This is a genomic window from Clostridioides sp. LIBA-2809 (assembly GCF_056688965.1).
In genome coordinates this window covers 1,435,377-1,461,430 of the sequence record NZ_CP197004.1, presented here as the reverse complement: position 1 = coordinate 1,461,430, position 26,054 = coordinate 1,435,377, and the positions used below count along the sequence as shown (strand labels likewise).

General features: G+C 27.4%; 22 protein-coding genes. 5 read left to right on the top strand and 17 right to left on the bottom strand.

Translation table 11 applies throughout. The features are described 5' to 3' along the window. Positions 1–123: 123 nt before the first annotated feature. The 7 genes from ACTG44_RS07015 to ACTG44_RS06985 all read right to left on the bottom strand — a co-directional run bounded on the left by ACTG44_RS07015 (position 124) and on the right by ACTG44_RS06985 (position 5,407). Complete coding sequence (locus ACTG44_RS07015; RefSeq protein ID WP_167640035.1) at positions 124–894, bottom strand: lantibiotic immunity ABC transporter MutG family permease subunit; 771 nt, start codon at positions 892–894, stop codon at positions 124–126. A gap of 1 nt (position 895) precedes the next feature. Then, the gene (locus tag ACTG44_RS07010; RefSeq protein WP_479918431.1) at positions 896–1,615 is read right to left on the bottom strand and encodes a lantibiotic immunity ABC transporter MutE/EpiE family permease subunit; all 720 of its coding nucleotides are present in this window, start codon (positions 1,613–1,615) and stop codon (positions 896–898) included. Position 1,616: 1 nt separating this feature from the next. Then, the gene (locus ACTG44_RS07005) at positions 1,617–2,324 is read right to left on the bottom strand and encodes a lantibiotic protection ABC transporter ATP-binding protein (protein ID WP_021384081.1); all 708 of its coding nucleotides are present in this window, start codon (positions 2,322–2,324) and stop codon (positions 1,617–1,619) included. Between the two features lie 121 nt (positions 2,325–2,445). Further along, the gene (locus tag ACTG44_RS07000; protein ID WP_021384093.1) at positions 2,446–2,982 is read right to left on the bottom strand and encodes a hypothetical protein; all 537 of its coding nucleotides are present in this window, start codon (positions 2,980–2,982) and stop codon (positions 2,446–2,448) included. Between the two features lie 101 nt (positions 2,983–3,083). Continuing rightward, the gene (locus ACTG44_RS06995) at positions 3,084–4,172 is read right to left on the bottom strand and encodes a DUF4097 family beta strand repeat-containing protein (RefSeq protein ID WP_021384078.1); all 1,089 of its coding nucleotides are present in this window, start codon (positions 4,170–4,172) and stop codon (positions 3,084–3,086) included. Next, a complete protein-coding gene (locus tag ACTG44_RS06990) occupies positions 4,165–5,088 on the bottom strand; it encodes a DUF1700 domain-containing protein (protein ID WP_479921501.1) in 924 nt (307 codons plus the stop codon). Before ACTG44_RS06990 ends, ACTG44_RS06995 begins: the two co-directional genes overlap by 8 nt. Then, positions 5,075–5,407 carry a PadR family transcriptional regulator gene (locus ACTG44_RS06985; RefSeq protein WP_009889116.1) on the bottom strand — a complete coding sequence of 111 codons (333 nt, stop codon included), beginning with the start codon at positions 5,405–5,407 and terminating at the stop codon, positions 5,075–5,077. The genes ACTG44_RS06990 and ACTG44_RS06985 overlap by 14 nt, the downstream gene beginning before the upstream one ends. A 189-nt stretch (positions 5,408–5,596) precedes the next feature. Here ACTG44_RS06985 and ACTG44_RS06980 point away from each other — a divergent pair, with 189 nt between their 5' ends. Beyond that, entirely contained in the window at positions 5,597–6,727 is a 1,131-nt protein-coding gene (locus ACTG44_RS06980) for an MGDG synthase family glycosyltransferase (protein ID WP_479918428.1), read from the top strand. A gap of 132 nt (positions 6,728–6,859) precedes the next feature. On the opposite strand, the gene ACTG44_RS06975 is transcribed toward ACTG44_RS06980, so the two are convergent. Beyond that, positions 6,860–8,758: a type I glutamate--ammonia ligase gene (locus ACTG44_RS06975; protein WP_479921500.1), complete on the bottom strand. Its 1,899-nt coding sequence runs from the start codon at positions 8,756–8,758 to the stop codon at positions 6,860–6,862. Positions 8,759–9,070: 312 nt separating this feature from the next. Here ACTG44_RS06975 and ACTG44_RS06970 point away from each other — a divergent pair, with 312 nt between their 5' ends. Further along, on the top strand, positions 9,071–9,847 hold the full coding sequence (locus ACTG44_RS06970) for a 3'-5' exonuclease (RefSeq protein ID WP_479918426.1): 777 nt from the start codon (positions 9,071–9,073) through the stop codon (positions 9,845–9,847). Between the two features lie 90 nt (positions 9,848–9,937). Here ACTG44_RS06970 and ACTG44_RS06965 read toward each other — a convergent pair whose 3' ends face one another. Continuing rightward, positions 9,938–10,690 (bottom strand): exodeoxyribonuclease III, encoded by a 753-nt coding sequence (locus tag ACTG44_RS06965; RefSeq protein WP_021384096.1) that lies wholly within the window; start codon positions 10,688–10,690, stop codon positions 9,938–9,940. Between the two features lie 122 nt (positions 10,691–10,812). Continuing rightward, positions 10,813–11,763 carry a galactose-1-phosphate uridylyltransferase gene (gene galT, locus ACTG44_RS06960; RefSeq protein ID WP_021384097.1) on the bottom strand — a complete coding sequence of 317 codons (951 nt, stop codon included), beginning with the start codon at positions 11,761–11,763 and terminating at the stop codon, positions 10,813–10,815. A gap of 385 nt (positions 11,764–12,148) precedes the next feature. Here galT and ACTG44_RS06955 point away from each other — a divergent pair, with 385 nt between their 5' ends. Next, positions 12,149–13,345 carry a pyridoxal phosphate-dependent aminotransferase gene (locus tag ACTG44_RS06955; protein WP_021384092.1) on the top strand — a complete coding sequence of 399 codons (1,197 nt, stop codon included), beginning with the start codon at positions 12,149–12,151 and terminating at the stop codon, positions 13,343–13,345. Between the two features lie 82 nt (positions 13,346–13,427). Here the strand turns inward: ACTG44_RS06955 and ACTG44_RS06950 are convergent, their stop codons facing one another. The 3 genes from ACTG44_RS06950 to ACTG44_RS06940 all read right to left on the bottom strand — a co-directional run bounded on the left by ACTG44_RS06950 (position 13,428) and on the right by ACTG44_RS06940 (position 16,689). After that, positions 13,428–13,880, bottom strand: a complete 453-nt coding sequence (locus ACTG44_RS06950) for a MarR family winged helix-turn-helix transcriptional regulator (protein ID WP_021384084.1) — start codon at positions 13,878–13,880, stop codon at positions 13,428–13,430. Between the two features lie 311 nt (positions 13,881–14,191). Next, positions 14,192–15,637: an adenylosuccinate lyase gene (gene purB, locus ACTG44_RS06945; RefSeq protein WP_021384089.1), complete on the bottom strand. Its 1,446-nt coding sequence runs from the start codon at positions 15,635–15,637 to the stop codon at positions 14,192–14,194. A 143-nt stretch (positions 15,638–15,780) separates the two neighbouring features. Further along, on the bottom strand, positions 15,781–16,689 hold the full coding sequence (locus ACTG44_RS06940) for a tyrosine-type recombinase/integrase (RefSeq protein ID WP_479918423.1): 909 nt from the start codon (positions 16,687–16,689) through the stop codon (positions 15,781–15,783). A gap of 256 nt (positions 16,690–16,945) precedes the next feature. Here ACTG44_RS06940 and ACTG44_RS06935 point away from each other — a divergent pair, with 256 nt between their 5' ends. Continuing rightward, complete coding sequence (locus ACTG44_RS06935; protein WP_479921499.1) at positions 16,946–17,770, top strand: undecaprenyl-diphosphate phosphatase; 825 nt, start codon at positions 16,946–16,948, stop codon at positions 17,768–17,770. A 39-nt stretch (positions 17,771–17,809) separates the two neighbouring features. Then, complete coding sequence (lepB, locus tag ACTG44_RS06930) at positions 17,810–18,340, top strand: signal peptidase I (protein WP_021384074.1); 531 nt, start codon at positions 17,810–17,812, stop codon at positions 18,338–18,340. A gap of 84 nt (positions 18,341–18,424) precedes the next feature. Here lepB and ACTG44_RS06925 read toward each other — a convergent pair whose 3' ends face one another. The 4 genes from ACTG44_RS06925 to ACTG44_RS06910 form a co-directional block, all read right to left on the bottom strand. Further along, positions 18,425–20,206 carry a UvrD-helicase domain-containing protein gene (locus ACTG44_RS06925; protein WP_479921498.1) on the bottom strand — a complete coding sequence of 594 codons (1,782 nt, stop codon included), beginning with the start codon at positions 20,204–20,206 and terminating at the stop codon, positions 18,425–18,427. Between the two features lie 380 nt (positions 20,207–20,586). Next, the gene (locus tag ACTG44_RS06920; protein WP_479921497.1) at positions 20,587–22,926 is read right to left on the bottom strand and encodes a sensor domain-containing diguanylate cyclase; all 2,340 of its coding nucleotides are present in this window, start codon (positions 22,924–22,926) and stop codon (positions 20,587–20,589) included. 313 nt (positions 22,927–23,239) lie between these two features. Next, complete coding sequence (locus ACTG44_RS06915; protein WP_021384108.1) at positions 23,240–24,055, bottom strand: response regulator; 816 nt, start codon at positions 24,053–24,055, stop codon at positions 23,240–23,242. After that, positions 24,033–25,856 carry a sensor histidine kinase gene (locus ACTG44_RS06910; protein ID WP_479921496.1) on the bottom strand — a complete coding sequence of 608 codons (1,824 nt, stop codon included), beginning with the start codon at positions 25,854–25,856 and terminating at the stop codon, positions 24,033–24,035. Before ACTG44_RS06910 ends, ACTG44_RS06915 begins: the two co-directional genes overlap by 23 nt. Positions 25,857–26,054: the final 198 nt, after the last annotated feature.

Genomic DNA, 26,054 nt, shown 5'->3' with positions numbered 1-26,054 from the left:
CACCACATCCTCCAAACTTTAATTAGTTTATAGTTAATTACAAACTAGCTTTTGATTTGATTATTTTTATCACTAAGCTATATTCTAACATAATAATATGAGTAAATAGTAACTTTTTTATTTTTATTCTTCAGACTTTTTACCCTCCCATTTAGAAAACCATATACATAAAATTATAAATGCTAAAATGGTTACAAATCCACATACTAATCCTATTGATTGATATTCTTTAAATGATTCAACTTTAATATATTCAATTGTCTTAGAACTTGAAAAAGATGACCAAATACTTATAAATCTAACACCCCATACACAAGGAATATAAGGCCAAATTCTAGCACCTAATCCAGTTAACAACACTGCTGAGAGTAAAGTTTCTACTATACCCACTCCAATTGAGGCTCCCTTTCCGAATCTTAAACTTAAGAATAAATGTAATATATATACAAATAAATTACTCCCAACTAAAATCAGAATTGAAATCACATAAAAATCTAATGTAAAATAAACCTCATTAGAAATACTAGATACACCAAATTTAAAACCTAATACAGATACTAGTGTTGCTCCAAAACCAAGGCATATCAATATTATATACTTACTTATAAGTGTAAGATATTTTGGATTAGATGATGTTAACATATGTTTATAACTTCCTGAATAATATTCTTGTTCAATACATAATGAACACATAATACTTGATAATAAAGGAAACGCTATTGCTATAACTTGTAAATATGCAGCTATCTTTGATATATCATCAGCACTTGAATACTTATAATATCCTAAACACAATCCCATACCTATCAAAGCAATGCAAAAGTGCATTAGTATTATAAAAGTTCGCTTTAATTTTATTAAATCAGAAAAAAAAATTCTTACTAGTTGTTCCATATTACTTCACCTCTCTATTATTAAACCAAGCATTTGTAGCTAAAGAAAGCACTATAAATAAAACAATAGATATTAACACTCCTGGCAAAATTACATTACTATTTAAAAACTCACTTCCTTCTGGTACAGGAAGTCCATTTGGTAGAATATGTAATACAGGAGCCATCAATCTTGGAGTAATTGAATAGGGGAATATATACCATATTTCTGTAGTCGAAAAAACTGCAACTCCAATCATAGTAAAAAACATGTTTATTATAATTGTAACAAACAAACCAAATTTTGAAGCTAAAAACATACAAAGAGGAATCTGCCACATAAATAATAAAACTAATAATATGGTTCCAATAATATTTTGACTTATTGAAATAACTTCCTTATATACTATCCCAACAAGAACTATACCTATCATAAAAATAATTGATGTTATAAAACAGCATATAATGCAATAAAGTATTTTTCCAGTCCAAACATCTTTTTTTTCAATTGGTAATGATAAAATACCACGATACTTCTTTTTTTCATCTTTTTGTACTATTAGGGAAGAAATCAATGTTAATGCCCCTGGAAGAAACATAGTATACCACCAATTGTAAACACCATTTTGTCCTCCACCAAATAAAAATACAATAATTATAGAAAATACTGGGGCTATCCATATCAATCTAATTCCAAAAGTTCTTTTCATTTTTTGAAATTCTGCTCTAACGAATTTTTCCATATTAATTTCCTCTCTTTCTATTTTCAGCTACTACTTTCATAAAGAGCTCTTCTAAGTTTTGCTCTTTTGATATCTTTCCTTGATAACCTATTACTCCATTAGAAATTATTCCTATTTCATCTACAACCTGTTCAACTTCAGATAAAATATGGCTTGATAAAATAACTGTAATTCCTTCCTTTGGAAAAGAACGAATCAATTCTCTAAGCTCTTCAATACCAATAGGGTCAAGACCATTTGTAGGCTCATCTAAGATTAAAAGCTTTGGGTGATTTAATAATGCAATAGCAATGCCAAGACGTTGCTTCATACCTAGAGAAAATTGACCTGAACGCTTTTTAAAAGTATCTCTTAAATCAACAATTTTTAATACTTCTTCAATACGAGAATCTGGTAGACCTAATAAAGTAGTATGAACTTTTAAATTTTCTCTTGCTGTTAAATTTTCATATATAGCAGGAGACTCAATAAGAGAACCAATATATGCTAAATCTTTTCTAGTCCATCTATGTCCCTCTAACATTATTTTTCCTGAAGTTGGATTTAAAATTCCAGTTATCATTTTTAATAAAGTAGACTTGCCAGCTCCATTTGGTCCTAATAACCCATAAATAGAATTAGGTCTAATTTTTATTGAAATATTATCAACTGCAACCTCATTCTTAAACTTTTTAGTAACTCCCCTTAACTCTAAAATATAATTACTCATGATTTTCATCCTTTCTTTTATTGAACTTGTTTACAAGAATCATTCTAAAACATAAATATAAGGATTTTATAAGGATTAAAAATTAATAAAAAAAATGATGTGTTTTTAAACACATCATTTTTTATATTAACTCTATTAATTTTCCATTATAGTATATTTCTACTTCTTCAATCCAGATACTATCATCTTCCTCTTGGATGACATTTTTTATAATATTGTTTATAGTGTATTTTATATTTTGTTCATTTAAATAATCGTCTTTCCAAGATACCCTACTTTTTTCATCTGGTTCTACTAAACTTATTTTAACGAGATTGTCTTTTTCCTTGACTTCCACTTCCATATCTAAGCCATTAAAATACTCATTTGATAATGTATCTAAGATTAATTGTAGTTTATCTTTAAGTGTACTTTCTTCATCAATCTGTAAGTATTTTACTATTTTCTCATCTTTTGAAATTATCTCTATAGGTATTTTAGTAGTAGTCTTAGGATTAATCATTTTACTAGTTGCTTCTTCTTTTACAACCTCATCCTTCTTTACAACTGCTGACTCTTTAGAGTCAACCAATTCAACTGTGCTGATGTTATAATCCATACATGCTGTACTCGATAAAGTAGTAGCAATTATTAAAAAACTTACTGCTATTTTATTCATAAGTATCCCTCTCCTAATTCTCTTTCGATACTTATTATACCATAGTATAGATTATATTTTTATACTTTTAAATCAATTTATCAATTATTATAGTAAATTATTTACAGTTCTAATCGATTTGAATTTATTTTTATAGTATATTCTTGTTCTAAATTCGACATATTTTTATTCAAAAGCCCTTTTATTTCTCTAATGTCTTTGTATTTGTTACTATGTCCTTCACCATGTTCATAATCAGACGAATCGTTACTATATTCTTCATCACTACTATACTCTTCATCATTATTGAATTCTTCGATTACTTCTTTTGACTTTATATCACAATTAAATTTATACTTATCCACTGGTAAATTAAGACTTACCTTAGAATTTGGAACTTGTATATTTAAATGCTTAGCAATTGGCAAATTAGAATATAAATTAAATTCATTATTATAATGTGAATTTCTACTTATTTTTTCATTTATATTTACATTTTCAGGTATATACTCTTCTATATTATTGATAAATACATCTTCATCTTCTGAAGATATGTCTAATGATTCTGATTCTATATTTACATTTTTGACACCTAAAATTGACTTTGTTGATAAGTCAATATTACTATTAGATATTAAATTCAAAGTTTCCAGTTTATTTACATTATTTTCTGTTATAGCTCTGCTAAAACCTCCATAAGAAGTTTTATATGTTATATTATTTGAAGCTACATTATCATATACGAATAAATATGAACTTATACTTGATGCATTTATATCTACATTATTTGGTACATATATTACAAGCTCTCTATAATCATGTGAAAACATATTATTTATAGATGTATTTAGTAATTGGTCGAAATTTTTAATCCTTTTAAGTTGATTTTCATATTTTCTTTCACCTTTTACAACTAAAGTTTTGTCTTTTAAAGTAACATTATACTTGTAAAATTCATTATTTCCTTTTGTTGTAACACGCACATCTTCACTCGCATGTTTCTTTATCGTAACATTTATATTGTCAACAGCTATATCCAACTTGTCAATATTTACTTTTTCTTGATAAAGTTTATTTTCTTTTTTAAATTCAGCTTCCTTTTCTAGCCCAAAGTTTATTAAGCTTGGCATAACTAAAATCCCTGACCAGGTTGTTCCAATTATACCTATTACCAATAAAACTGCAGCAAATATGGCAAGTTTCTTATTCATGTTTATCTTCTCCTTTCTTATCATCTATATCTTCAAGGTCCTTATACATCGCCTCAAAGTTTATATTATCATCATAGTCGTCAGTTTTTTTGATACTTTCTTCTTTTATATTATAATCATCACTATATGAATCTTCATTAATATCTTTATCCAAGTCTTCTTCTCTTAAAATTTCTTTATTTCTTTTTTCCATCTTTTCATTTGCATTTATATAAATATTTTTTCTCTTTATCCAATTTATATAGCTACCTAGCAATTGTTTACCTAATTTTATAACAAACAGTAAAATTTGCCATGCAAGTATTTCAAGTCCTACAAATCCTATAGTCGCAAATATACAAAACATCGTAACATCTGGAACCATTGTTATAAACTTAATCACAAATGGAATTGATATAACAAAAGCAATCAATGTACACACCAATCCAATGGCAACAGATATAACTGCACATATAAATGCAAAAGCTGGAATAATCAAGAATAAAGATAATACTACTAATAACGCCTTTATAACTTGTCTAGATAAGCCTCCAACACTTTCTTCTATACTTGGTGTGAGTTTATCATTTATATTTTCCTTTGATTTATTGTACTTTTCTTTGGCTTCATCTTTTAAGATAGAATAGCCTTTTTTCATATCTGATTTAAATTTACTAAATTTATCATTTAAAACATCAGTATTTATTATTTTTTCCTCTTCAGTGTCTTTTTCTTTAGTTTGTAATATAAGTTCTCTTGCTATAGATTTTGGTGAGCCAAGTGATGCTATTATCTCCATGTCACTCTTTCCCTCTATAATACCATCTACAAAATACTCTTCATAATCTCTCAATATATCATTAACTTCGCTCTCAGAAAAATCTTTTTTTAGATAATCCTTTAAAATTTCAAGAAACTCAGTTTTATTCAAGTTCATTACCTCCCTCATCTTCACTTATTAAAATCTCAACAGCCTTTACAAACTCTCTCCACTCTTCCATAAGATTGGATAAGTTTTCTTTTCCTAGTGAAGTTATTCTATAGTATTTTCTAGCAGGACCTTCATTAGATTCTAGTATATATGTTTCGAAATACAAATCTTTTGTAAGTCTTCTTAGAATAGGATATATTGTTCCTTCATTTACATCTATCACTTTAGAGATATTATGTACTATTTCATATCCGTACATATCTTTTTTAGATATTAGTGCAAGTACACAAATTTCTAAAACACCCTTTCTAAATTGTGTGTTCATATACTCCATCCTTTCTTTAAATACACAGTATTGTGTTTTACAAGGTACTATGTTAAAACTTCTTATATTTTCATAATAACACAGTACTATGTTTTACACAATAGTTATTTTTAAATATTCTTGTTGATTAAATCCTTCTATAAATGTATAATACTCTAATCAGATATATTTTATGAAAGTGGTGATAAATTGGCTAAAACAAAAGAAGATAAAACGATATTAATCTTAACTGCTCAATTTGGTGCTGGCCATATAAGTGCCGCAAAAGCAGTCAAAGAATGTATTATTGAAAAATATAGTAACTACAATGTTGTTGTACAAAATTTTATAAATGCAAGTATCCCTATGATGAATAAGCCTATGGTAAAACTTTATGAAAACAATACAAAATATACTCCAGGATTATATAATTACTATTATTACTTTAAGAAATCGTTTGATTCAAGACATGATTTCTCTCATAAATTATATACACCTAAACTTTCTGAGTATATTTCTGATATAAATCCAGATTTAATTATCTCTACATTTCCACTAGCAGCAGCTTGTGTAAATAATTTTAAGATAAAAAATCCTGATATAAATATACCAACACTTACAGTTATAACAGATGTTGTAGATAGTATGGAGTGGGTTTTTGAAAACACAGATTTATATTTTGTTCCATCTCCTGAAATAAAAAACCGATTTTTTCAGAAGGGAATAAATCCAGACTCAATAAAGGTTACAGGTGTTCCTGTAGATAAGAGATTTCAAATTGAAAGTAAAGAGCTCTGTCATGATAAATATAGATTACTACTTCTTGGTGGAGGAAGAGGTCTATTCGATATAGATGAGGATTTTATGCATTGGATAGACGAATTTATTGAAGAACATATTGATTCTATAGAAATTACAATAGTTACAGGTAAAAACAAAAAATTATATGACACATTAACTTATAAAAAACCTTTAAAAAATATAAAAGTACTTGGATTTGTAAATGACATGTATAATCTGATAAAAGAATGTGACCTAATGTTAACTAAACCTGGAGGAGCAACCATATTTGAAGCTATTCAATCACAAACTCCAGTCCTTGTAAAAATGCCAAAGGTTGGACAAGAGATTGAAAATGCTAAATTTATAATAGATAAAGGTCTTGGAATGATTTATAGTGATGACTTAGACCTCAAGAATATATTTTATAAATTAGTCTCAAATGAATTTGATTCTATAATAAACTTTATGCAGAAAAATTTAGAAGAATTTAAAACAGTCATTCATCCAGATGAAATTGCTGATTATATCTCGGAATTGATAGATACTCATTACAATTAGTGTTCTATTACAAAACTTAAAATTATAAAACCAAAGGCAATCAAGTATGCTTTCGTATTTGAGATTTTACTCCAAATGACCTAATCATACTCGATTGCCTTTATAATATTAAAATCAAATTATTAATTTATCTTAGTAGATATTTTTCTTGTATTGCATATATAATTGTTGTATTTCTTCCATACTTCTCTTTAACTCTATTTGTAAATCAGAAGCAGTCTGATAATCTTTATTTTCTACAGCTTCTCTTACTCTAGTAAATAGAGACTCTCTAGTTAAAGTATCCTTCATAATGTTGAACTTCAAATCTGAAATTGAATTCCAAACCACTTCATCAAGTGCATCCATATTTTCTTTTGTGTGTATTTTTACAATGCTTCTTATCTTTTGTATTCCTGCTTCTATTATTCTAGTTTTTAATTTTTTTTGCCACTTATCTATTGCCCCAACCTTAAATGATTCTATTATACTATCAGTAAATACATCACCTTGTTTTAAAGATTTTAATTTTGAAGCATATATTTCTAAATTTTTCATATTCTCATAAACTGTAGCTGGTGGAATTCCAAATCTTGCATTTCTTTCTTCTAAGCTATAATGCTCAAATACATCATTTTCATCTCTATATGCTCTATCCTTTTCTAAATAGAAGCCTTCTTCACCTACATTTTTAGACAATTCTTTTTCAAGTTCTTTTGTGCTAAGACCACTCTTAGCTGCTGCTTTTATACCATCTAACATTGTTTGATAACATCCTGCTATTACTAAATACGTGTTAGATAGAGGACTTGGTGATCTTAATTCAAATCTTACAGTCTTTGGATTTTTCATATCTCTTATTAATCCAACAAGTACTGACCTATTTCTTGATGGAATCTCATAACTATGACCTAAAGATGTAACTATACATACAGGTGCCTCAAATCCAGGAACTAATCTATTAAATCCATCATTAGAAGCTGTTACAATTGGATTTAACACTTCATAATTATAAAGAAGTCCCATAAGAGCTCCATATCCTAATTCACTTAGATAGTCTTCTCTTAAATCTTTTGGAGCAAATAGGTTTTTGATACTTCCATCTTTTAGCCTTGCACTTACTCCTACATGTGTATGCCCACCACTTCCTGCAACTCCATGAATTGGTTTTGCTTTAAATGTAACTTCTAGTCCATGTGATGTAAATACATCTTCTATAACGTCTCTTACTAATAACTCATTATCTGCTGCTTGTAATGGTGTAGAAAACTTCCAAGAAACTTCTAGTTGCTCCATAGCATGGTTTGTTCTTCCATCTATACTAATAGAACTTTGTATCCCTCCAACCTCTTTATGAGCCATTTCAGGGCTTACACCTAGTTTCTGAAGTATTATTAAACTTTGCTCTAGGCAAGTTCTTATAATACCATGAGTTCTTTTCCAGTATTGCTCTTTTAGGCTTTGTGATACATATAATTTCTCTAGGTCTGCTTTATCCTCAGGAGTATTAACCCAAAACTCAAGCTCTGTAGCTGCTGTCAACATTATTTCTTCCATATCATCTATTGAATCTATTCCTATGTTATTTAGCACATGTGGGTATTCTTTAAATATCTCAAACATAGATTTTTTGAAATACTTATCTGCTTTTTGAAGTACTCCTCTTGAACATACTTTTTTATTATCATGTATTAAAAATGCAGGTATCTTTAATGTTCCAACAGGTAAACCAACTTCTTCGTCTATATATTCCATATTGTAATCTACATACCAATGACAACTTTTATCTGGCATTAAATCAACTTTTGCATTATTTAATGTCGCTATATTATAAAGTTCAACACTCGAACCATCAGTCTGTATAGCTGATTCTAAAAATTTATCTATATCTTCTAAAAATATTTCTACAGGAATCTTTTCGTCTGTTGCATTTCCTCCTAAGTCAACCCCCATTAATGAAACAAATCTTATATTTTTATTGTTTTTTAGGATTTCTCTTATTTCTTCATTAGTATGTTTATCTTTCTCTATTACATATAATAGACTATCCATTTTTTCACTCTCCCATAATTTTTATGTAAATTTTATTTTGTTAAATACAAGATAAAATTCATTTTTGCTTACATTTATGAATTTTTCTTGCAAAATATTCGTGTTTTATTCGTGTTTTTATTTATATTATTATATATCAAGTACAAAAAGTTCGCAATATTTTTTATTGGAAAAAATATTCTCCATACAATAGTTTAACATTTTTATAAATATGGGGTATACTAAAATAAAAGTATTTTTTTTTAAAAATTTAATTTGTCTTATAATATAATCTATAATAGCAATAATAATAAAATTTAGGAGATAAACTTTATGGAATACATAATTTTCGATTTGGAATTTAATCAAGGATTTGATAGAAAGCTTAACAAGACTATATCCAATGAAAAGTGTCCTTTTGAAATCATACAAATAGGAGCAATTAAATTGGATTCTAAATTTAATATAATAGATACATTTAATAGTTATGTGAAACCTACAATATACAAAGAAATACATCCTTTTATTAGTCGTATGACTAATATTAAAGATTCTGACTTTAATTGTTCACCTACTTTTCCTGAAGTTTACAACAATTTCACAGAATTTATATCATCGCAAGACCCTATATTATGCGTATGGGGCTCTGGAGATTTAAAGGAATTGTACAGGAATATTAATTACCATAAGCTAGCATCAAATACCTTACCTAAGTCTTATATTAATATTCAACAACATGCATCTAAATATTTCGATAATCCAGCAGGAAAAAGTATTGGATTACAAAATGCTATTTCATTATTACAACTCGATGAAAAAATGTCTTATCACAATGCTTTAAATGATGCATATTATACTGCTAAGGTCTTTATTAAGATATACAATCCAAGTATAGTACCAGATATATATATGTATACAAACATCAGACCTAAAACTATAAAATATTCCAGTAAAAAGAGAATTGATTATGATAAGTTATTTGATGAATTTAAGAAAATTTTAAATCGTGAATTGACTAAGGACGAGAAAAAAATCATTAACTTAGCTTATAACATGGGAAAAACAAATCAATTTGCATTAGAAAATGCCACTCAAAGAAAAAACAAATAAAGCTTACTTAGGTTAAAAATAGGCATGTAGATTAAAATATAATTATTTTTAAATGTATATCTACAGCCCAATTTTTATCCTGATTAATCTTTATTTTATCTTTAATTCAACTGGACAATGGTCTGAACCTAATACTTCGGTGTGAATATCTGCACTTATCAATTTATCTTCTAATTTCTTAGATGCACAAAAATAATCGATTCTCCATCCTGCATTATTTTTTCTTGCATTAAATCTATATGACCACCAACTATAGACACCTTCTTTATCAGGATTAAAGTATCTATATGTGTCTATAAATCCACTATCCAATAGTTTAGAGAATTTTTCTCTTTCTTCTTTCGTAAAACCTGCATTTTTCGTATTATTTTTAGGATTTTTTAAATCTATTTCAGTATGCGCAACATTCATATCTCCACATACAATTACAGGCTTATGATTGTCTAATTTAACTAAATAGTCTATGAAGTCATCTTCCCATCTAGTTCTATATTCTAATCTTTTCAATTCAGATTGAGAATTTGGTGTATATACAGTGATAAAATAAAAATCTTCAAACTCCAGAGTTATGACTCTACCTTCTTTGTCATGTTCTTCTATATTTATTCCATACATTACTTTTAAAGGCTCTTTTTTTGTAAATATAGCAGTACCTGAATACCCTTTTCTCTCAGCATAATTCCAGTATTGAAAATACCCTGGTAAATCTAACTCTATTTGTCCTTCTTGTAATTTAGTTTCTTGTAAGCAAAATATATCTGCATCAACTTCTTTGAAAAAGTCTAAAAATCCTTTCCCAACACAAGCTCTTATTCCATTGACATTCCATGATATAAATTTCATATTATACTCCTCATCTAAACAGTAAATTTCTTTTAATTTTTCATTTGTTTTTGTTTTAACAATTTAACACTATAACTTTATCTAAAAATTACTATTTACTTAATACCTTAAAAATATATATTTTAATCAATTTTTAATTTTTTTGCTAACTCTTCAGGGATTATTGAAGAAACATACATGTTTGTTCCAAGTTCAAATCCTCCAAAATTATATTTTCTTGGGATTATATGCATATGAACATTAAAATATGATTTTGTTTCAATATTTGTTGGATGAGTATGAACACATAAGTTAAATGGCATATATCCATTGATATTATATAGTTTTTTAAATAACTTTTCAAATATCATAGAGAGTTCTTTTACATTATTATCATTTAACTCATCAAATTTTATTTTATCTTTAAATATTACTCTTACTTCTCCGCTATATTTAGTTGCATATGGAATAAGTACTATAAAAGCTTCTCCATTATAAACAACTCTTGTATTTAAATTTATTTCATTTTCGATTAAATCATCATACAAAGAGCTATTATTACTATCATAATACTCTTTTGAAACTAGTAACTCATTTGTAATCTCAGGAGGAATAAAAGACATAGACAATATCTGAGCATGTGGATGCATTAAAGATGCACCAGCTTTTCTCAAGAAATTTTTAAAGATACTAACATACTCTACTCTGTCATCTTTCGACATTTCTCTAAACCTATCTCTATACATAAAAAAAACATCTTCAAATTCTTTTTGACTCATGTTATAAAAATTACTATTATGTTTATCACTCTCTATCATTACTTCATGAACACCATATACATCTCTTGCCACATCATCAATTATAGGAAATTTATTATAAATAGACTTCACAAGCCATCCTTCTTCACCCTCTATTTCAAATAATGTATCAGTTGCATAAGACTCATTTCCCTTACAAAATGGGCATCCTTCTTCATATCCATTGCTTTCTTCATCTTCATTTGGTATATCTGCTGTATCCAAAGGTCTTTTTAATCTATCAGTAGCAAATATAACAACATCATTAGTAATTGGATCTATTCTTAATTCTTTCATAATTAACACCTCTTAGTTAATAGCCTTTAATATAATTATATGATATTTATCGTATCTGTTAAATAAATTTATAATATTTTTTATAAATTTACATATTTATCATTATATATTTTTGTCTATAAGTAAAAGATTATAACAAAAATATTACTGCCAATATATCAAAGCATTATCTTACAATAAATCAATTTATTAATACATAATTTATTGGCATGGATATAGGTATTTCACTGTAATTTGTTAAAAGTTTATTTTAGAGCTATATTAATTTTTTTTGATGATTTTTACCTATAAGTATGTTATTATTATCTTGTAAAGATGTCTTGTATTCAAACATACAATTTACATAATACAATATACGTATTTAAATTAAATAGGGGGTATTAAAATGAATTATTCAAACAGAGTTAGTGCAATGCAGGCCTCTCCAATCAGAAAACTTGTTCCATTTGCACAAGCAGCAAAAGATAGAGGAATCAAAGTATATCACTTAAACATAGGACAACCAGACATAAAAACTCCTAAAGGGTTTTTTGATGCTGTTAAAAACTTTGATAGTGAAGTCTTAGAATATGCTACATCAGAAGGTATTCCAGAATTATTAGAAGCACTTCAAAATTACTATAAAACTTATGATATGAATTTTGAAAAAGATGAATTGCTAGTAACTAATGGTGGTAGTGAAGCTTTACTTTTCACTATGATGGCAGTTTGTGACCCAGGTGACAATCTATTAGTTCCAGAGCCATTCTATACTAACTACAATGGATTTGGTCAATGTGTAAACGTAGAAGTTAATGCTGTTACAACAAAAGCAGAAAACGGTTTCCACCTTCCATCTAAAGAAGAAATAATGTCTAAAGTAGATGATAAAACTAAGGCTATAATTCTTTCTAATCCAGGAAATCCAACTGGTGCAATCTATACAAAAGAAGAACTTAATATCCTAGCTGAAATAGCTAAAGAAAAAGATTTATGGATAATAGCAGATGAAGTTTACAGAGAGTTTGTTTATGATGGACTTGAGTACACTAGCTGTGGTAATTTAGAAGGTGTACAAGATAGAGTTATAATAATAGACAGTGTTTCTAAGAGATACAGTGCTTGTGGTGCTAGAATAGGTTCTATAGCTTGTAAAAATAAAGGTCTTATAGCTCAAATACTTAAATTATGTCAAGGAAGACTTTGTGTTCCTACATTAGAGCAAATAGGAGCTGTTGAATTATACAAAACTCCAGTTTCTTATTTCAAAGAAGTTAATGAAGAATACAAAAAAAGAAGAGATGTATTATACAATGAATTAATGAAAGTTGATGGCGTTATATGTAAAAAACCAACTGGTGCTTTCTATATAGTTGCTAAATTACCAGTTGAAAATGCAGAAGATTTCACAATCTGGATGTTAAAAGAATTCAACAAAAACAATGAAACAGTTATGGTTTGCCCTGCTGAAGGATTCTATGCTACTCCAGGTTTAGGACGTGACGAAATAAGATTAGCTTACATCCTAAATGAAACTGACCTTCATAGAGCTGCTACATTATTAAAAGAAGGTTTAGAGCAATATGTAGCTTTACACAAATAAATTCTTAAAATATTAATTTATATAAATTTAATGATATAAAATATCCCCTTTTCATATATTATTTGAAAAGGGGATATTTTTTCTATTTAAATTCTTCTTTATTTAATATATATTGAAGAGTATTTATTGCCTCTAAATACTTTTTTCTATCTTCTTCAGTCAATTTAGAAAGCTTTTCTCCTAGACCATCACTCAATTTATCCATAAAATCAGAAGCTATCTTGCCTCCTTCTTCAGTAATATCAATTAGATACTTTCTTCTATCAACTAAGTCTCTTTCTCTTGTTACATATTTCTTATCAGTTAAATCATCAACCATACTAGTTAAACTGCCTTTTTCTATATTTAACTTAGAGCATAAATCAGTCATGCTTATTACTCCATAGTTTTTTATAAATACTAATGCTCTTAATTGTGTTTTATTTACATTATAGTCTGGTGCAAATTTTTTTAGGTCTTCTAAGTATAGGCTCGAATAAATCTTAGGAAATGTTTTTACTAGAAAGCTTATGGTATCTTTTACTACGTAGTTCATACAATCACCTCGGTTGTTTTAAAATTTATTAAATTATCTAAATAACTTTATTTCAGTTTACATTAAAAATATTGCAAGTACAATAGTTTTTGCTGAATGTTTAAATTTAATTAGTAATCTTATTATTTTGTTTATTTTTATTTATATTATTCTTATTAAACACTATTTATATAGCTATTTTCTTTAATTCATGGTATAGTAAATAAGGAAGAACTCTTCATAGCGATGGAGAGCAGACGCTAGCCCATTAAAATGGCTATCTTATTTATAAATAAGATAGCCATTTTTAATTATATTTTATCTGTATACTTCTATACTCTCAAATCTACATCTATTTTTCCTAAATCTTCTTTATAATCTTTTATAGCTGGTTCTATAACTTCGTTTGCAAACTCTACAACCTGCTCTGGTGCTCTACCTATAAAGTTTTTGGGGTCCATTATAGACAATATTTCTTCTTTGCTCATTTTAAATGAATCATCATTAATTATAAGCTCAATTAGATTATTATCCTTACCTTCATGTTTAACCCTATATGCAGCTTTCATAGAATATTCTCTTATTATCTCATGTAATTCCTGTCTATCTCCACCTCTTTTTACAGCTTCCATAAGTATTGTTTCTGTAGCCATAAAAGGAAGTTCCTCATTTACGCGTTTATTTATCATATTCTCGTATACTACTAAACCATCAGTTACATTTATACCTATCTCAAGTATTGCATCTGCTGCCATAAAGGCTTGAGGTATAGCTAATCTCTTATTAGCTGAATCATCTAATGTTCTCTCTAGCCATTGAGTAGCTTGTACCATTGCAGGGCTTAAAGACTCAGAAATTATATATTTAGATAAAGATGCTATTCTCTCACTTCTCATTGGATTTCTCTTATAAGCCATTGCTGATGAACCTATTTGATTTTTTTCAAATGGCTCTTCTAATTCTTTTAAACTTTGTAAAAGTCTTATATCATTAGTCATCTTATGCATACTTTGAGCTATTCCTGACAATATACTTATCACTTGATAGTCTAATTTTCTAGTATATGTTTGCCCACTTACTGCATAAGAAGAATTATATCCCATCTTTTTACAGATTTTCTTATCTAACTCTTTTACTTTTTCATGGTCTCCTTCAAATAAGCTTAAAAAACTTGCTTGAGTACCAGTAGTTCCTTTAACTCCTCTTAATTTCATATTATCAATTCTATAGTTCAAATCTTCCAAATCAAGTATTAAGTCTTGAGCCCATAAACAAGCTCTTTTACCTACTGTTGTAAGCTGTGCTGCTTGAAAATGTGTAAATCCAAGAGCTGGCATGTCCTTATACTTAAGTGCAAATTCTTTTAAATTGTTTATTAAGTTGACAAGTTTTACTCTTAGAAGTTTTAACGCTTCATTCATTTGTATAACATCTGTATTGTCTCCAACATATGCAGATGTCGCTCCTAAATGTATTATTCCTTTTGCCTTTTCACATTGTAAACCATACGCTTTTACATGAGACATTACATCATGTCTTACTTCTTTTTCTATTTTTCTAGCTTCATCAAAATTTATATTATCTATATTAGCTCTTAGCTCATCTAATTGTTCTTCAGTTATATTTATTCCTAACTCATGCTCACCTTCTGCAAGAGCAACCCATAATCTTCTCCATGTAGAAAATTTAAATTGTGGAGAAAATATATAACTCATATCCTTGCTACAATATCTGTCTGTAAGTGGATTTGAATACGTAGTGTATTTATTATCTATCATTATATTAGCACCTTCCTTAAATCTTTTGTCATGTAATTAGTGTGTACATATTAGTACATAAATAATTATATATAATTTTACGAACTATAACAAGACTTTTTTATTTTTCGTTCATATTTACATATAATATTTTTTATTTATTACTATTTTTTATTTATGTCTAAATTATCTTTTTCAATTAAGTAATCCACTATCTCACTATCAACAAAGTTTAATACATATTTATATCTAATTGCATAGTATTTGTCACTCCAACCAAGTTGATTTTTTACATCACTCTCATCCGCCCCAAGTCTTAAACTTATTGCTGCAAATGAATGTCTAAAGTCTCTTGCTGAATATTGAGAAAGCCCTGCTAAATCTAAAGCTTTTTTGACTATAAGTCTGACATTTCTATCCGTTATAGAATTACTCTTTTGAGTTGTAAAAATAAAGTCATCACTAGGTATTATTACCTCTGGAAGTCCAGAATAATTCCTATAGTCTTCTAAAAGTTTAAAGAAGTATGGATGTAACTTAACTACTCTCTCTTTTCTTCCTTTACCTAGTCTCACGTACGAGTTATCGTTTTCATCTACCATAAGGTCTTTCCACTTCAAGCTAACTAATTCATTTAATAAACACCCAGTAGTAACTAGACAGACTATTATTACCCTATCTCTTATATTTAATTTTGGTAAAATACCTATAAGCTTATTTATTTCTTGTATGCTTAGGACATCATCTTTTGTTTTTATTCTTGTTACTGTTGGTTTCTCTACATATCTAAATTGATTTATATCTATGTATCCCTCTTTCTTTAAGAAGTTATAAAAACTATGTAAATAACTATATATCTTTTCACAAGTTGATTTTGCATATTTTGTCTGTATATAGTCTACAAAATTTTTACAATCTTCTTTTGTAACATAAATCAATTCTTTCCCTTTTAAGAACTCTTTAAACAGTATAACCTTTGATAAATAATCGTGTTTTGTGTTTGGGTTTAATTTTGTAGAAAAAACATTAAAGGTTTCGTACTCATAATCATCTAGTATTTTTGTGCTATACATAATAACTCCTTTCCTTCTCATAAAATAAAATGGTTATACTTTTACTATACCATATATTTCCCCTTCAAATATACCCCTTATTCAATAGATAGGTTTTAACTTCACTTTGTTAAATTATGAAGGTTTTATGAAAATATCAATCTTCCATTGTGCACTACACAGTACTATGGTATTATAAGTTAGTAAAAGGTGGCATTTTTTTGTTAAAATCTGAATAAAATATGCTACTATAAATTTGTATTGGAGGTATTTTGGTTTGGAAACATTTAGTTTGCTTGAAGTTTTTAAGGCAGTCATTTTAGGTATAATTCAAGGAATCACAGAATGGCTGCCAGTAAGTAGTACAGGACATATGATATTAGTTAATGAGTTTATAAAATTGAATTTTTCAGATACATTTATAAATACATTTTTGGTTGTAATTCAATTTGGTTCAATATTAGCTGTACTTGTTATATTTTTTAAAAAGTTAAACCCTTTTGATAGCTCAAAGAATATTAAACAGAAAAAAGAAACAGTTCGCTTATGGCTTAAGGTTATAATTGCAGTTATACCATCTGGAGTTATTGGAATACTGTTTGAAGACGATATAGATAGATTATTCTTCAACTCAACAGTAGTTGCTATTGCTCTTATTGTGTATGGTATAATAATGATAGGGCTTGAAAAGAGAAATAAAAGACCTAAGTATAAGGATTTTTCGCAAGTTACATATAAGTTAGCACTTTATATAGGATTATTCCAATGTCTAGCTCTTATACCAGGTACATCTAGATCTGGTTCAACTATAATAGGTGCAGTGTTGCTTGGTGCTTCTAGATATGTAGCAGCAGAATTTTCATTCTTCTTAGCTATCCCTACAATGCTTGGAGCTAGTGCATTGAAGCTTCTAAAAGCTGGCTTTGGATTTAGTGGATTTGAATGGCTTATTTTAGGTGTTGGTTCTATAGTAGCATTTATTGTTTCAATTGTAGTTATTAAATTTTTTATGGACTATATCAAAAAACATGACTTCAAAGTATTTGGTTATTATAGAATAGTCTTGGGTATAATTGTTCTTGCTTATTTCTTTCTATTCTAATTTATTCTAATTTAAAGACAAATGATAAGGAGAAAAGTTATGAGTGTTAAAAAAGAAATATTTGATTGGGCTAAGTCAATAGCTATGGCTATTGTACTTGCATTTGTAATTCTACAATTTATAAGACCTTCTATCGTCAGTGGAGAATCAATGTATCCCACTTTAGACGATAAAGACTATCTAATCTTAAATAGAATATCTTACAAGGTTGGTAAACCTGAGAAAGGTGATATTGTTGTTTTTAAAACAAATTTAGTTGATGGAGATACAGGAAAGAAAAAAGACTTAATAAAAAGAGTTATAGCTACTGAAGGTGACAGTATAAAAATATCAAACTCCAAGGTATATGTAAATGGAAAATTATTAAATGAACCATATATACACAATAATTATACTTCTGGAGATATAGATACAGTTGTTCCAAAAGGTAAGCTATTTGCAATGGGAGATAATAGAGAAAACAGTAATGACAGTAGATTTCCTGATGTAGGTATGGTTGATGAGGATGAAATTCTTGGTAAGGTTATGGTAAGACTATTACCTTTTGATAATATTGGAAAAGTAGATTAGAAAAATAAGAGACTGGATTGGTAAAATTCATTTTACACATCTCAGTCTCTTTTAATTTACTTATATAAAAAATACATTCTTTTACTAGCTCTCTTTTGATTCTGTGATAATTCTTATTATATCACTTGCATCTTCATTAAAAGTCGTTACTATGCTTAAATAATCAGTTGCTCTACTCATAGCTAAATAAACCTTATTCAAATCTCCTACAAAGTCATTTACTTGGTAATCTTGCTCTGTATCATTTATAGTTTGATTATATAACATTTCTAACTCACATATTATCACTGCTTTATATTCTAAATTCTTTATAGAATATATATTTGCTATTGTAGTTCCTACCTTCTTACTTATATTTGTTAGGTTATCTTCTGCACATATATAAGGAATTTTTGCTTCTTCCAATGCTTTTTTTAGCATGTATTGGAAGTAAATAGTTTTTCCACTTTTTAATTTTTTCTTATTGTAAGGATATACAATAGCAACTTCAGAATAATCAAGACCTTTTTTACTTATTAAGTACTCAATTTCCCATATTACAGAACTTATTTGGTCATCAAGGTCACTTACCTTTATTATATCAACAGACTTATTACCACTTCTAAGTGCTTCAGTATTAAAAAAAGTATTAAACTTTGTATTTGGCCTTAATTCATTAATATATGAGTTAGAATTATTTGAAAATTTATTCGTAAAATCGACAATCTCTTTGGCTTGTCTATAATTTTTACTTAGAATAATCTTATCATCAAACTCTATACTGTTATATAAGGTTTTAAATATATTTAATCTATTAGAGATATTCAAAGAATTACAAGAACATACATTAAATATAAATTTTGTTTTATATAAAAACTCTCTTATAAAATCTATCTCATAATCTAAAAAGCTTTCTGCTTCATCAACAAAAATAGCTTTGAACATATTTTTATTTTTTATAATGTTCTGTGCTTGTTTTACTAGATTATTAAAAGTTTTTTCATAATCATTTTTTAACATGTTATAGTCTACAATTAGGTTGTATTTTTTAGCGAGTTTAAATATAAAAGAACTAAATGTATGGACTTCTAAATTATTATTATCTTTATACAATAGCTCTATTCTTTCTCGAAGCTCATTGCATAATTGCTTTGTATGTGTAAATATGATTAATTTATGATGTGGATATACTTTCGCTAGTTTTATAGCTCTTGAAAGCATAATTGCTGTCTTTCCTATACCGGAACCACCTTCAATAAGTGTATTCCCGTATTTAATAGAAATAGCATCTTTAATTTGAACCTCTTCCATCATAGTTGCTGTATACTTATAGTCATCATTATAGAAAGAAATCTTTTTAAATTTTTCATTTAGATGTAGTTTATCATTTATTATATAGTACTCTGAACATATATCTAATAAAAATAAATTTAAATTTATTTCATCATTTTTTTCACTAAGATATTCCTCTAGTGAACTTTTATTCATTATATCCTGAAGCTTATTTTTATCTATTATATTATTATTAACAAATTCTCCAAACTCATATGCTTCTTCTACTTCAACATATGGCATAATGTAAACGTAATTATAGCTTATATTTCTATTCTTTTGTCCCATTTTTAGTTTCAAAAGCTCATATTCCTCATTCATAACTTCAAGTAACTCTTCTTCCAAAATAAAAAATATATCTTCTGTTGTATCCATAAATTTTATAAATAAAATTTTTCCATCTTTAACATACAACAAATCAGTATTTATTCCTTTAAAAGGAGTAACTTTTGGCACTACTTTAACGTCCTCATTGATATCTTCGTAAAATAGTTTCTCGAATTCCTTCAATTTTAGGGCGTCTAACTGAGAGTTTATATTTATGTATTGGCTCACTTACATTACCTCCTTCTGTTATACTTAATTATACCATTTTGAACTATATTTTTATATATACTTTTTATAGGCAAATTTAGTAAATAAATTCAAAATAAATACAAATAAATACAAAACTATTAAAGAAAATCTACAATAAATATAAATATTTATTGTTATAAAATATTTTTTGTAAATAACAAATTGATAAATTTCATGATTAATTTTTAAAATAATAGGTAAAATTTTTAAAATAGCGAATTTTATCGTCTATAAACACAGAAGTTTAGCATAAAAAATTTAAGAACCTGCTAAAAAACAATCTATTTTATTAGCAGGTTTTATTTATAGTAGTTACATATGGCTACTATTATATTAAATTTTATATTTTACTGTGATATTCAATTTTTATCTTCTGATATAAGATTAGGACTTGATATATCTGTATAAATCGCATAAAAAACAGGATAACGATTTTGATATAACTCGTTCACAAACTTACCTTGCATTCTTACAGGAAAAATATGACCATCTGTATGGCAAAAACGGAAAACTACTTCAAAAGTTTCTCTTTTAGAAATTGCTTCTTCCAATGTATCGATTACTATTTGCAAATCATCTTGTAATACTGGTGAAAGAACATTAAAGTCTTTAGATGAAACAGATTGTGCAGAATATCCAGTGAATTCAAGCATCTTTTGATTAAAATAAAGTAATTTTAAATTTTCCATGCATGCAAATTTGACAACACCATCAGTAGCCATTTCTAATAATACCTTTACATCTCTAGGGTCTATGTGAAATGACATACTATCAATAGAATCATCTGAAAATACATGATAAGAATTTTTCCCATGACTTTTTGCATAATAAAGTGCTTGGTCTGCTTTTTCATATAACTCAGAATATACATAACCATGTTCAGGATACATTGCTACACCAATACTACATGTAATAGAAAAATCCATGTGCCCAGCAAATCTTTTTTGATTAATTTTAGAGCAAAAACGCTCTAATTTCTCTATAAGTACATAGTTATTAGTGCTAAAGTTTTTTATCAATACTACAAACTCATCTCCACCAATACGACCTACAATATCATCCTCACGAAATTGAGATTTCAATTCCAATGCAAACTCACTTATAACAAAATCTCCAAATGCATGGCCATATTTATCATTTACATTTTTAAAATCATCAATATCAAATATTAGAAAAACATGTTCTGAATCTTGATTATTTTTGTTTTCTAAAAATGAGCTAATAAATTCTTCTATTACACCCTTATTGTAAAGTCCAGTAAGAGAATCGCGTTGTGAACGTTCAAGGAGCAACAATTCTCTATTTTTCTCTTCGTCTATATTTTTACGATAAGATATCATACGAACAGATTCATCTGATGTCCAAAAGAAAATTCGTGCATTAATTCTAATCCAGTGATAATTTTTCTCATCGGTCTTAATTAAAAAATCATAGCTCATATTATTAATTCCGCTATTATAACACTTAATAACATTTTCTGGTAAGAATGTATCTAAGTAATCCTGTGCATACTCTTCTTTGATTTGTTCTTTAGCAATTGTATGTAGTGCTTCATCATATGGTGTATCAAGCCCTAAACCAAACTCATGAAAATATCTATTTGAATCTTCACAGCCAGCTCTATTATTAGTAACATCAATCTCAAAAATATTTTCATAAAGTTCGTCAGTAGATTGACTTAGCATCTTTTGATATTCTAATTTCTGTGAAACACTAAGCTTCATAATTTGACTTTTATACTTCTTAAGGACACGTGTAATTGTAAAAAGCACAAATATTATAATCAAAATTATAACTGCAATTCCTTTTAGAAATTGTGTTTGAAGTTGCTTACTCATTATAGTCAAATCATTTTCTAAAACAAGGTGCCATTTTAAACTGGGTATATATTGATATACAATGTAAGTTTTTGATTTTGCAGATGAATGCCAAAAACTCCTTTGCTCTTTTTTATTGTTTAATATTAAGTTTTTTGAATCAGATAAATCACTACTAGAATTTTCAAAGAAATTTATATGCTCATAACCAGTTTTGTCTGATGTTAATTGTACAACGCCTTTATCATCAATTAAACATGCTACAACATCAAATTTGTCATCATATTCTTTAAGCAAGCTTTGTAATGAATTAACCTTTAATCCAACGCCTATAATTCCCATAGTTGACCCATCATCATCTTTTATCTTACAGTTTACAAATACTGTAATACTGTTATTACTTGCTTCATCATTATCAACATTTAATGAATATTCATCATTATTCTTTAAGAAATTATAATACCATTGATTTTCTGAATTCTTAACACTAAGATTTCTATCAAGCCCATTAAAATGATAATAATTATTCGTTTTGGTTGATACTAGAAAAACAGAATCATATGAGTATTTATTTCTGTATGCATTTAAGTAATCTTGTAACTTATAAATAAATTCCTCATCATTTATATGTTCTTTCTCTCCATCTAAAAAGTTTTTCAGTAAGCTATCATTTGCCATGGTAAGAGATACATTTATAGGTTCTGAAAGGAGTTTATCTATCTGATAATAAATACCTTCAGCGGCCAATGTAGATACATGCTCAATATCATTTTTAAAAATATTGGTATTAGATTGGTAGCCAATTACAGAAGTAGCTACAAAACCAAGAGTAATAATAATACAAACAATAGCATTTGTATGTAAAAGTGTATTTTTTTTCATAATATCTTCCCTCTTTAACCCTCATTTTGGCTTCATTGTATTTTCACCTTCTTTAAATATAATTATTTCAAGTAGTAAACTCTTTAAAACTTTAAATTTTTTATATTAATCTATTACTTTTTCTAAAACAACAGTAATATACAGATACATCATCTAAAAATATATGTTAAAACACTCAAATCATTCTACTAATATAAATGAATTATATGAGTTTTATTATCAATATATATTAATATAATAGATAAAGCACATCTAAAGCACATCATTAAAATTAAAATTCTAAAAAGATTTATATTTTTTCACAATAAATTATTTATCTTTCACAATAACACTGATTAAAAGTTTTTTGATATAACATTCCTGTAGTCAGTTCTGCCCAACTATAATTTGTCATATACTCTCCAGCATATGTATTAACTGCCATCATATCCCATCTCAACATATTGTAATAATCGCATTCAAATTCTGTAATATCTACTGCTATACTATTCCATTTTTTAATTATTATATGTTCAATCTTTGCATCTTTCATAGTTTTCATCATATTTGATATTACTGTTTGTGTTTGATTTTGTAACGAGCGGTTATATTCCTTATCTTCCCAAAGTACTGCTGCTATTTCAGCTATAGTTGCACTTGCTCCTTTTCTATCTACTAAATAAGCAAGTAATTCTTTTGATTTTGCTCTAGTAAATATTAAGGGTTTTTTATCTACAAATACCTCAAAATTGCCAAATGTATGAATAAAAACACTATTTTTTGATTTCAAAGTAATGGGTGTACGTAAATTTTCTATTTCTTTCTTTATTCTTTCTACTGTTACAGGCTTAAGAAGATAGCCACTAGCATGTATTGAAAAAGCATCTACTGCATATTCTGAGTAACCAGTTACAAATATAATATTTATATTTGGCAAAATATCTTTAGCTAGTAGTGCAAACTCTAACCCATTCATGCCATACATCTCAATATCAAGAAATGCAATATCTACATGATGTTCTTTTAAGTAATCTAATGCAGATTGAGGTTCATCAAAAAGAGTAATTCCTTCAATCCCAGAAATATTTTCCAACTTTTCATTCATATTCTTAAGAGCAATTGGCTCATCATCTACAACAATTATATTCATAAATTGACTCCTTTCCAATAGGTATGATTATTGTCACTATTGTCCCTTTTCCTATACAACTTTCTATAGTTAAACTTCCATTACACTGTGTCTTTAATCGCCTTTTTACATTTTTAATCCCAACATGACTTTTTCCATCATTCATTTTTTCGAGTGCTTTAAATCCTACCCCATCATCTTTTATAATAATATAAATATTTTCTTTATCTTTTAAAGTTGATACTACGATTGTTCCTCCTTCTTTCTTCTTTGTAATGCCATGTCGTATTGCATTTTCAACAATTGGTTGTATGGTGAGAACAGGAATAGAAAAATCTGTAGCAAGGAGTTCATACTTAATTTTTATACGCTCTCCAAAACGTAATAACTCTATACATAAATAATTTTTTAAATGAGATAATTCCTTATCAAATGGAATTAATTTTTTTTGTGTAAGAGAATCCATATTTCCACGGAGATAAGAAGAAAATTTCTCTATTGCTTCACATGCCCTATTAGAATCATGTTTACACAAATACTGAATAGTATTAAGTGCATTATACAAAAAATGTGGTTGTATTTGACTAAGCATTATAGAAATCCGATTTTCCATCAATTCATTCTCCAATTTCTTTTGAAGTTTCTCTTTTCTTTTTATAGAAAACATAATATGTCCAATTTGAAATACAATAGTAGTTAAAAAACCTACACAAAAAAAAGGTAAATCTTGAATATATATAGTATAATAGTTTACTATTTCCATAATACCACCAATAACTACTGGTAAGTATTCAAACAGTGCTATTTTGGCATCAATATCTCTATGTAATACAATTTCTATAACTAGACATCCTATACCAAGTAGTACAATTAAAATACAAATCATATTTTGCACTATAAGGAATTCATGTAAATCATATATTCGTAATACTTGGAGAATAACACAAAGTAATATGCTAGTCATTAGCCCATATGCACCTATATTTATAACTTTCAATCTCCATCCAGTTAAGTAAGTAGCTAGATAGAGAATGTAGAAAGTAGGAAGAAAAAATTGTGTCAGTAACTCCAAAATACTAACCAGAGTTGGAGATTGAATGATAAAGGTTAGCACATTAAAATCTGCTAGACACCAAATTCCTCCAGCTATAGCAAACCATGATAATAAAAAAATCTGACGTGTTAGGTCACTTTTCAAAAAAAATAAAATAATACTTGCAATTAAACCAAATAGTCCAAAAGATATTGTTAACATAGTGAACATAAGACCAAGCTTGTTTTCATGAAGCACGCTAACAATTAAGTCTCCTTTAGAACCAATCTGCATTTCATCAAAAAAACATACTAATTGTAATGCTCTACCACTAGAGTACACTCGTTGTATGGTTATTTCTACTAAGTCATTGGTTGATATGCCACTTGATTTGAATCCTGTCCACAGATGCCCTGTAGACCTAGTCAGTGTATTACTTAAATTTATTCTATCAGTAGAAAATACTTCCTTATCGGATACACGAATATTAACGTTCAAGTGACTGATATGTAATAAAAGAGTTTGCCCTACTGGAATATCTCTACTAAAATGACCACGTAAATAAATAGACTCTTTTCTTATACTCTTAAGTGAGTCTACATCAATAAAAGGTTTAAATTCCATTGATTTAGGTATTTGATACTCTCCAATAAATGAAACAGGAGTGAGATTACTTTTAAAATTTGAATTATTATCTGCTCTTGAAGCACAAATAAGTAGTAATATCACTGACAAAGTTAATATTATTGGTAAATAAAATGTATTACACCTAAATGTTTTCTTTCCCACAATAGCTTCCTCCATAAAATACATACTAATTTTATTATATATTTAAATATATGATAAAATTATATAATTTAAAAACATTTATTTAAATATAATATATTATTTTATCCCTTCATTATATCAAACAAACTCAAATAATTATATAAACAATACATATATAAAAATTTATTTTATCAATGCTTTATAATCAATATTTTTTTT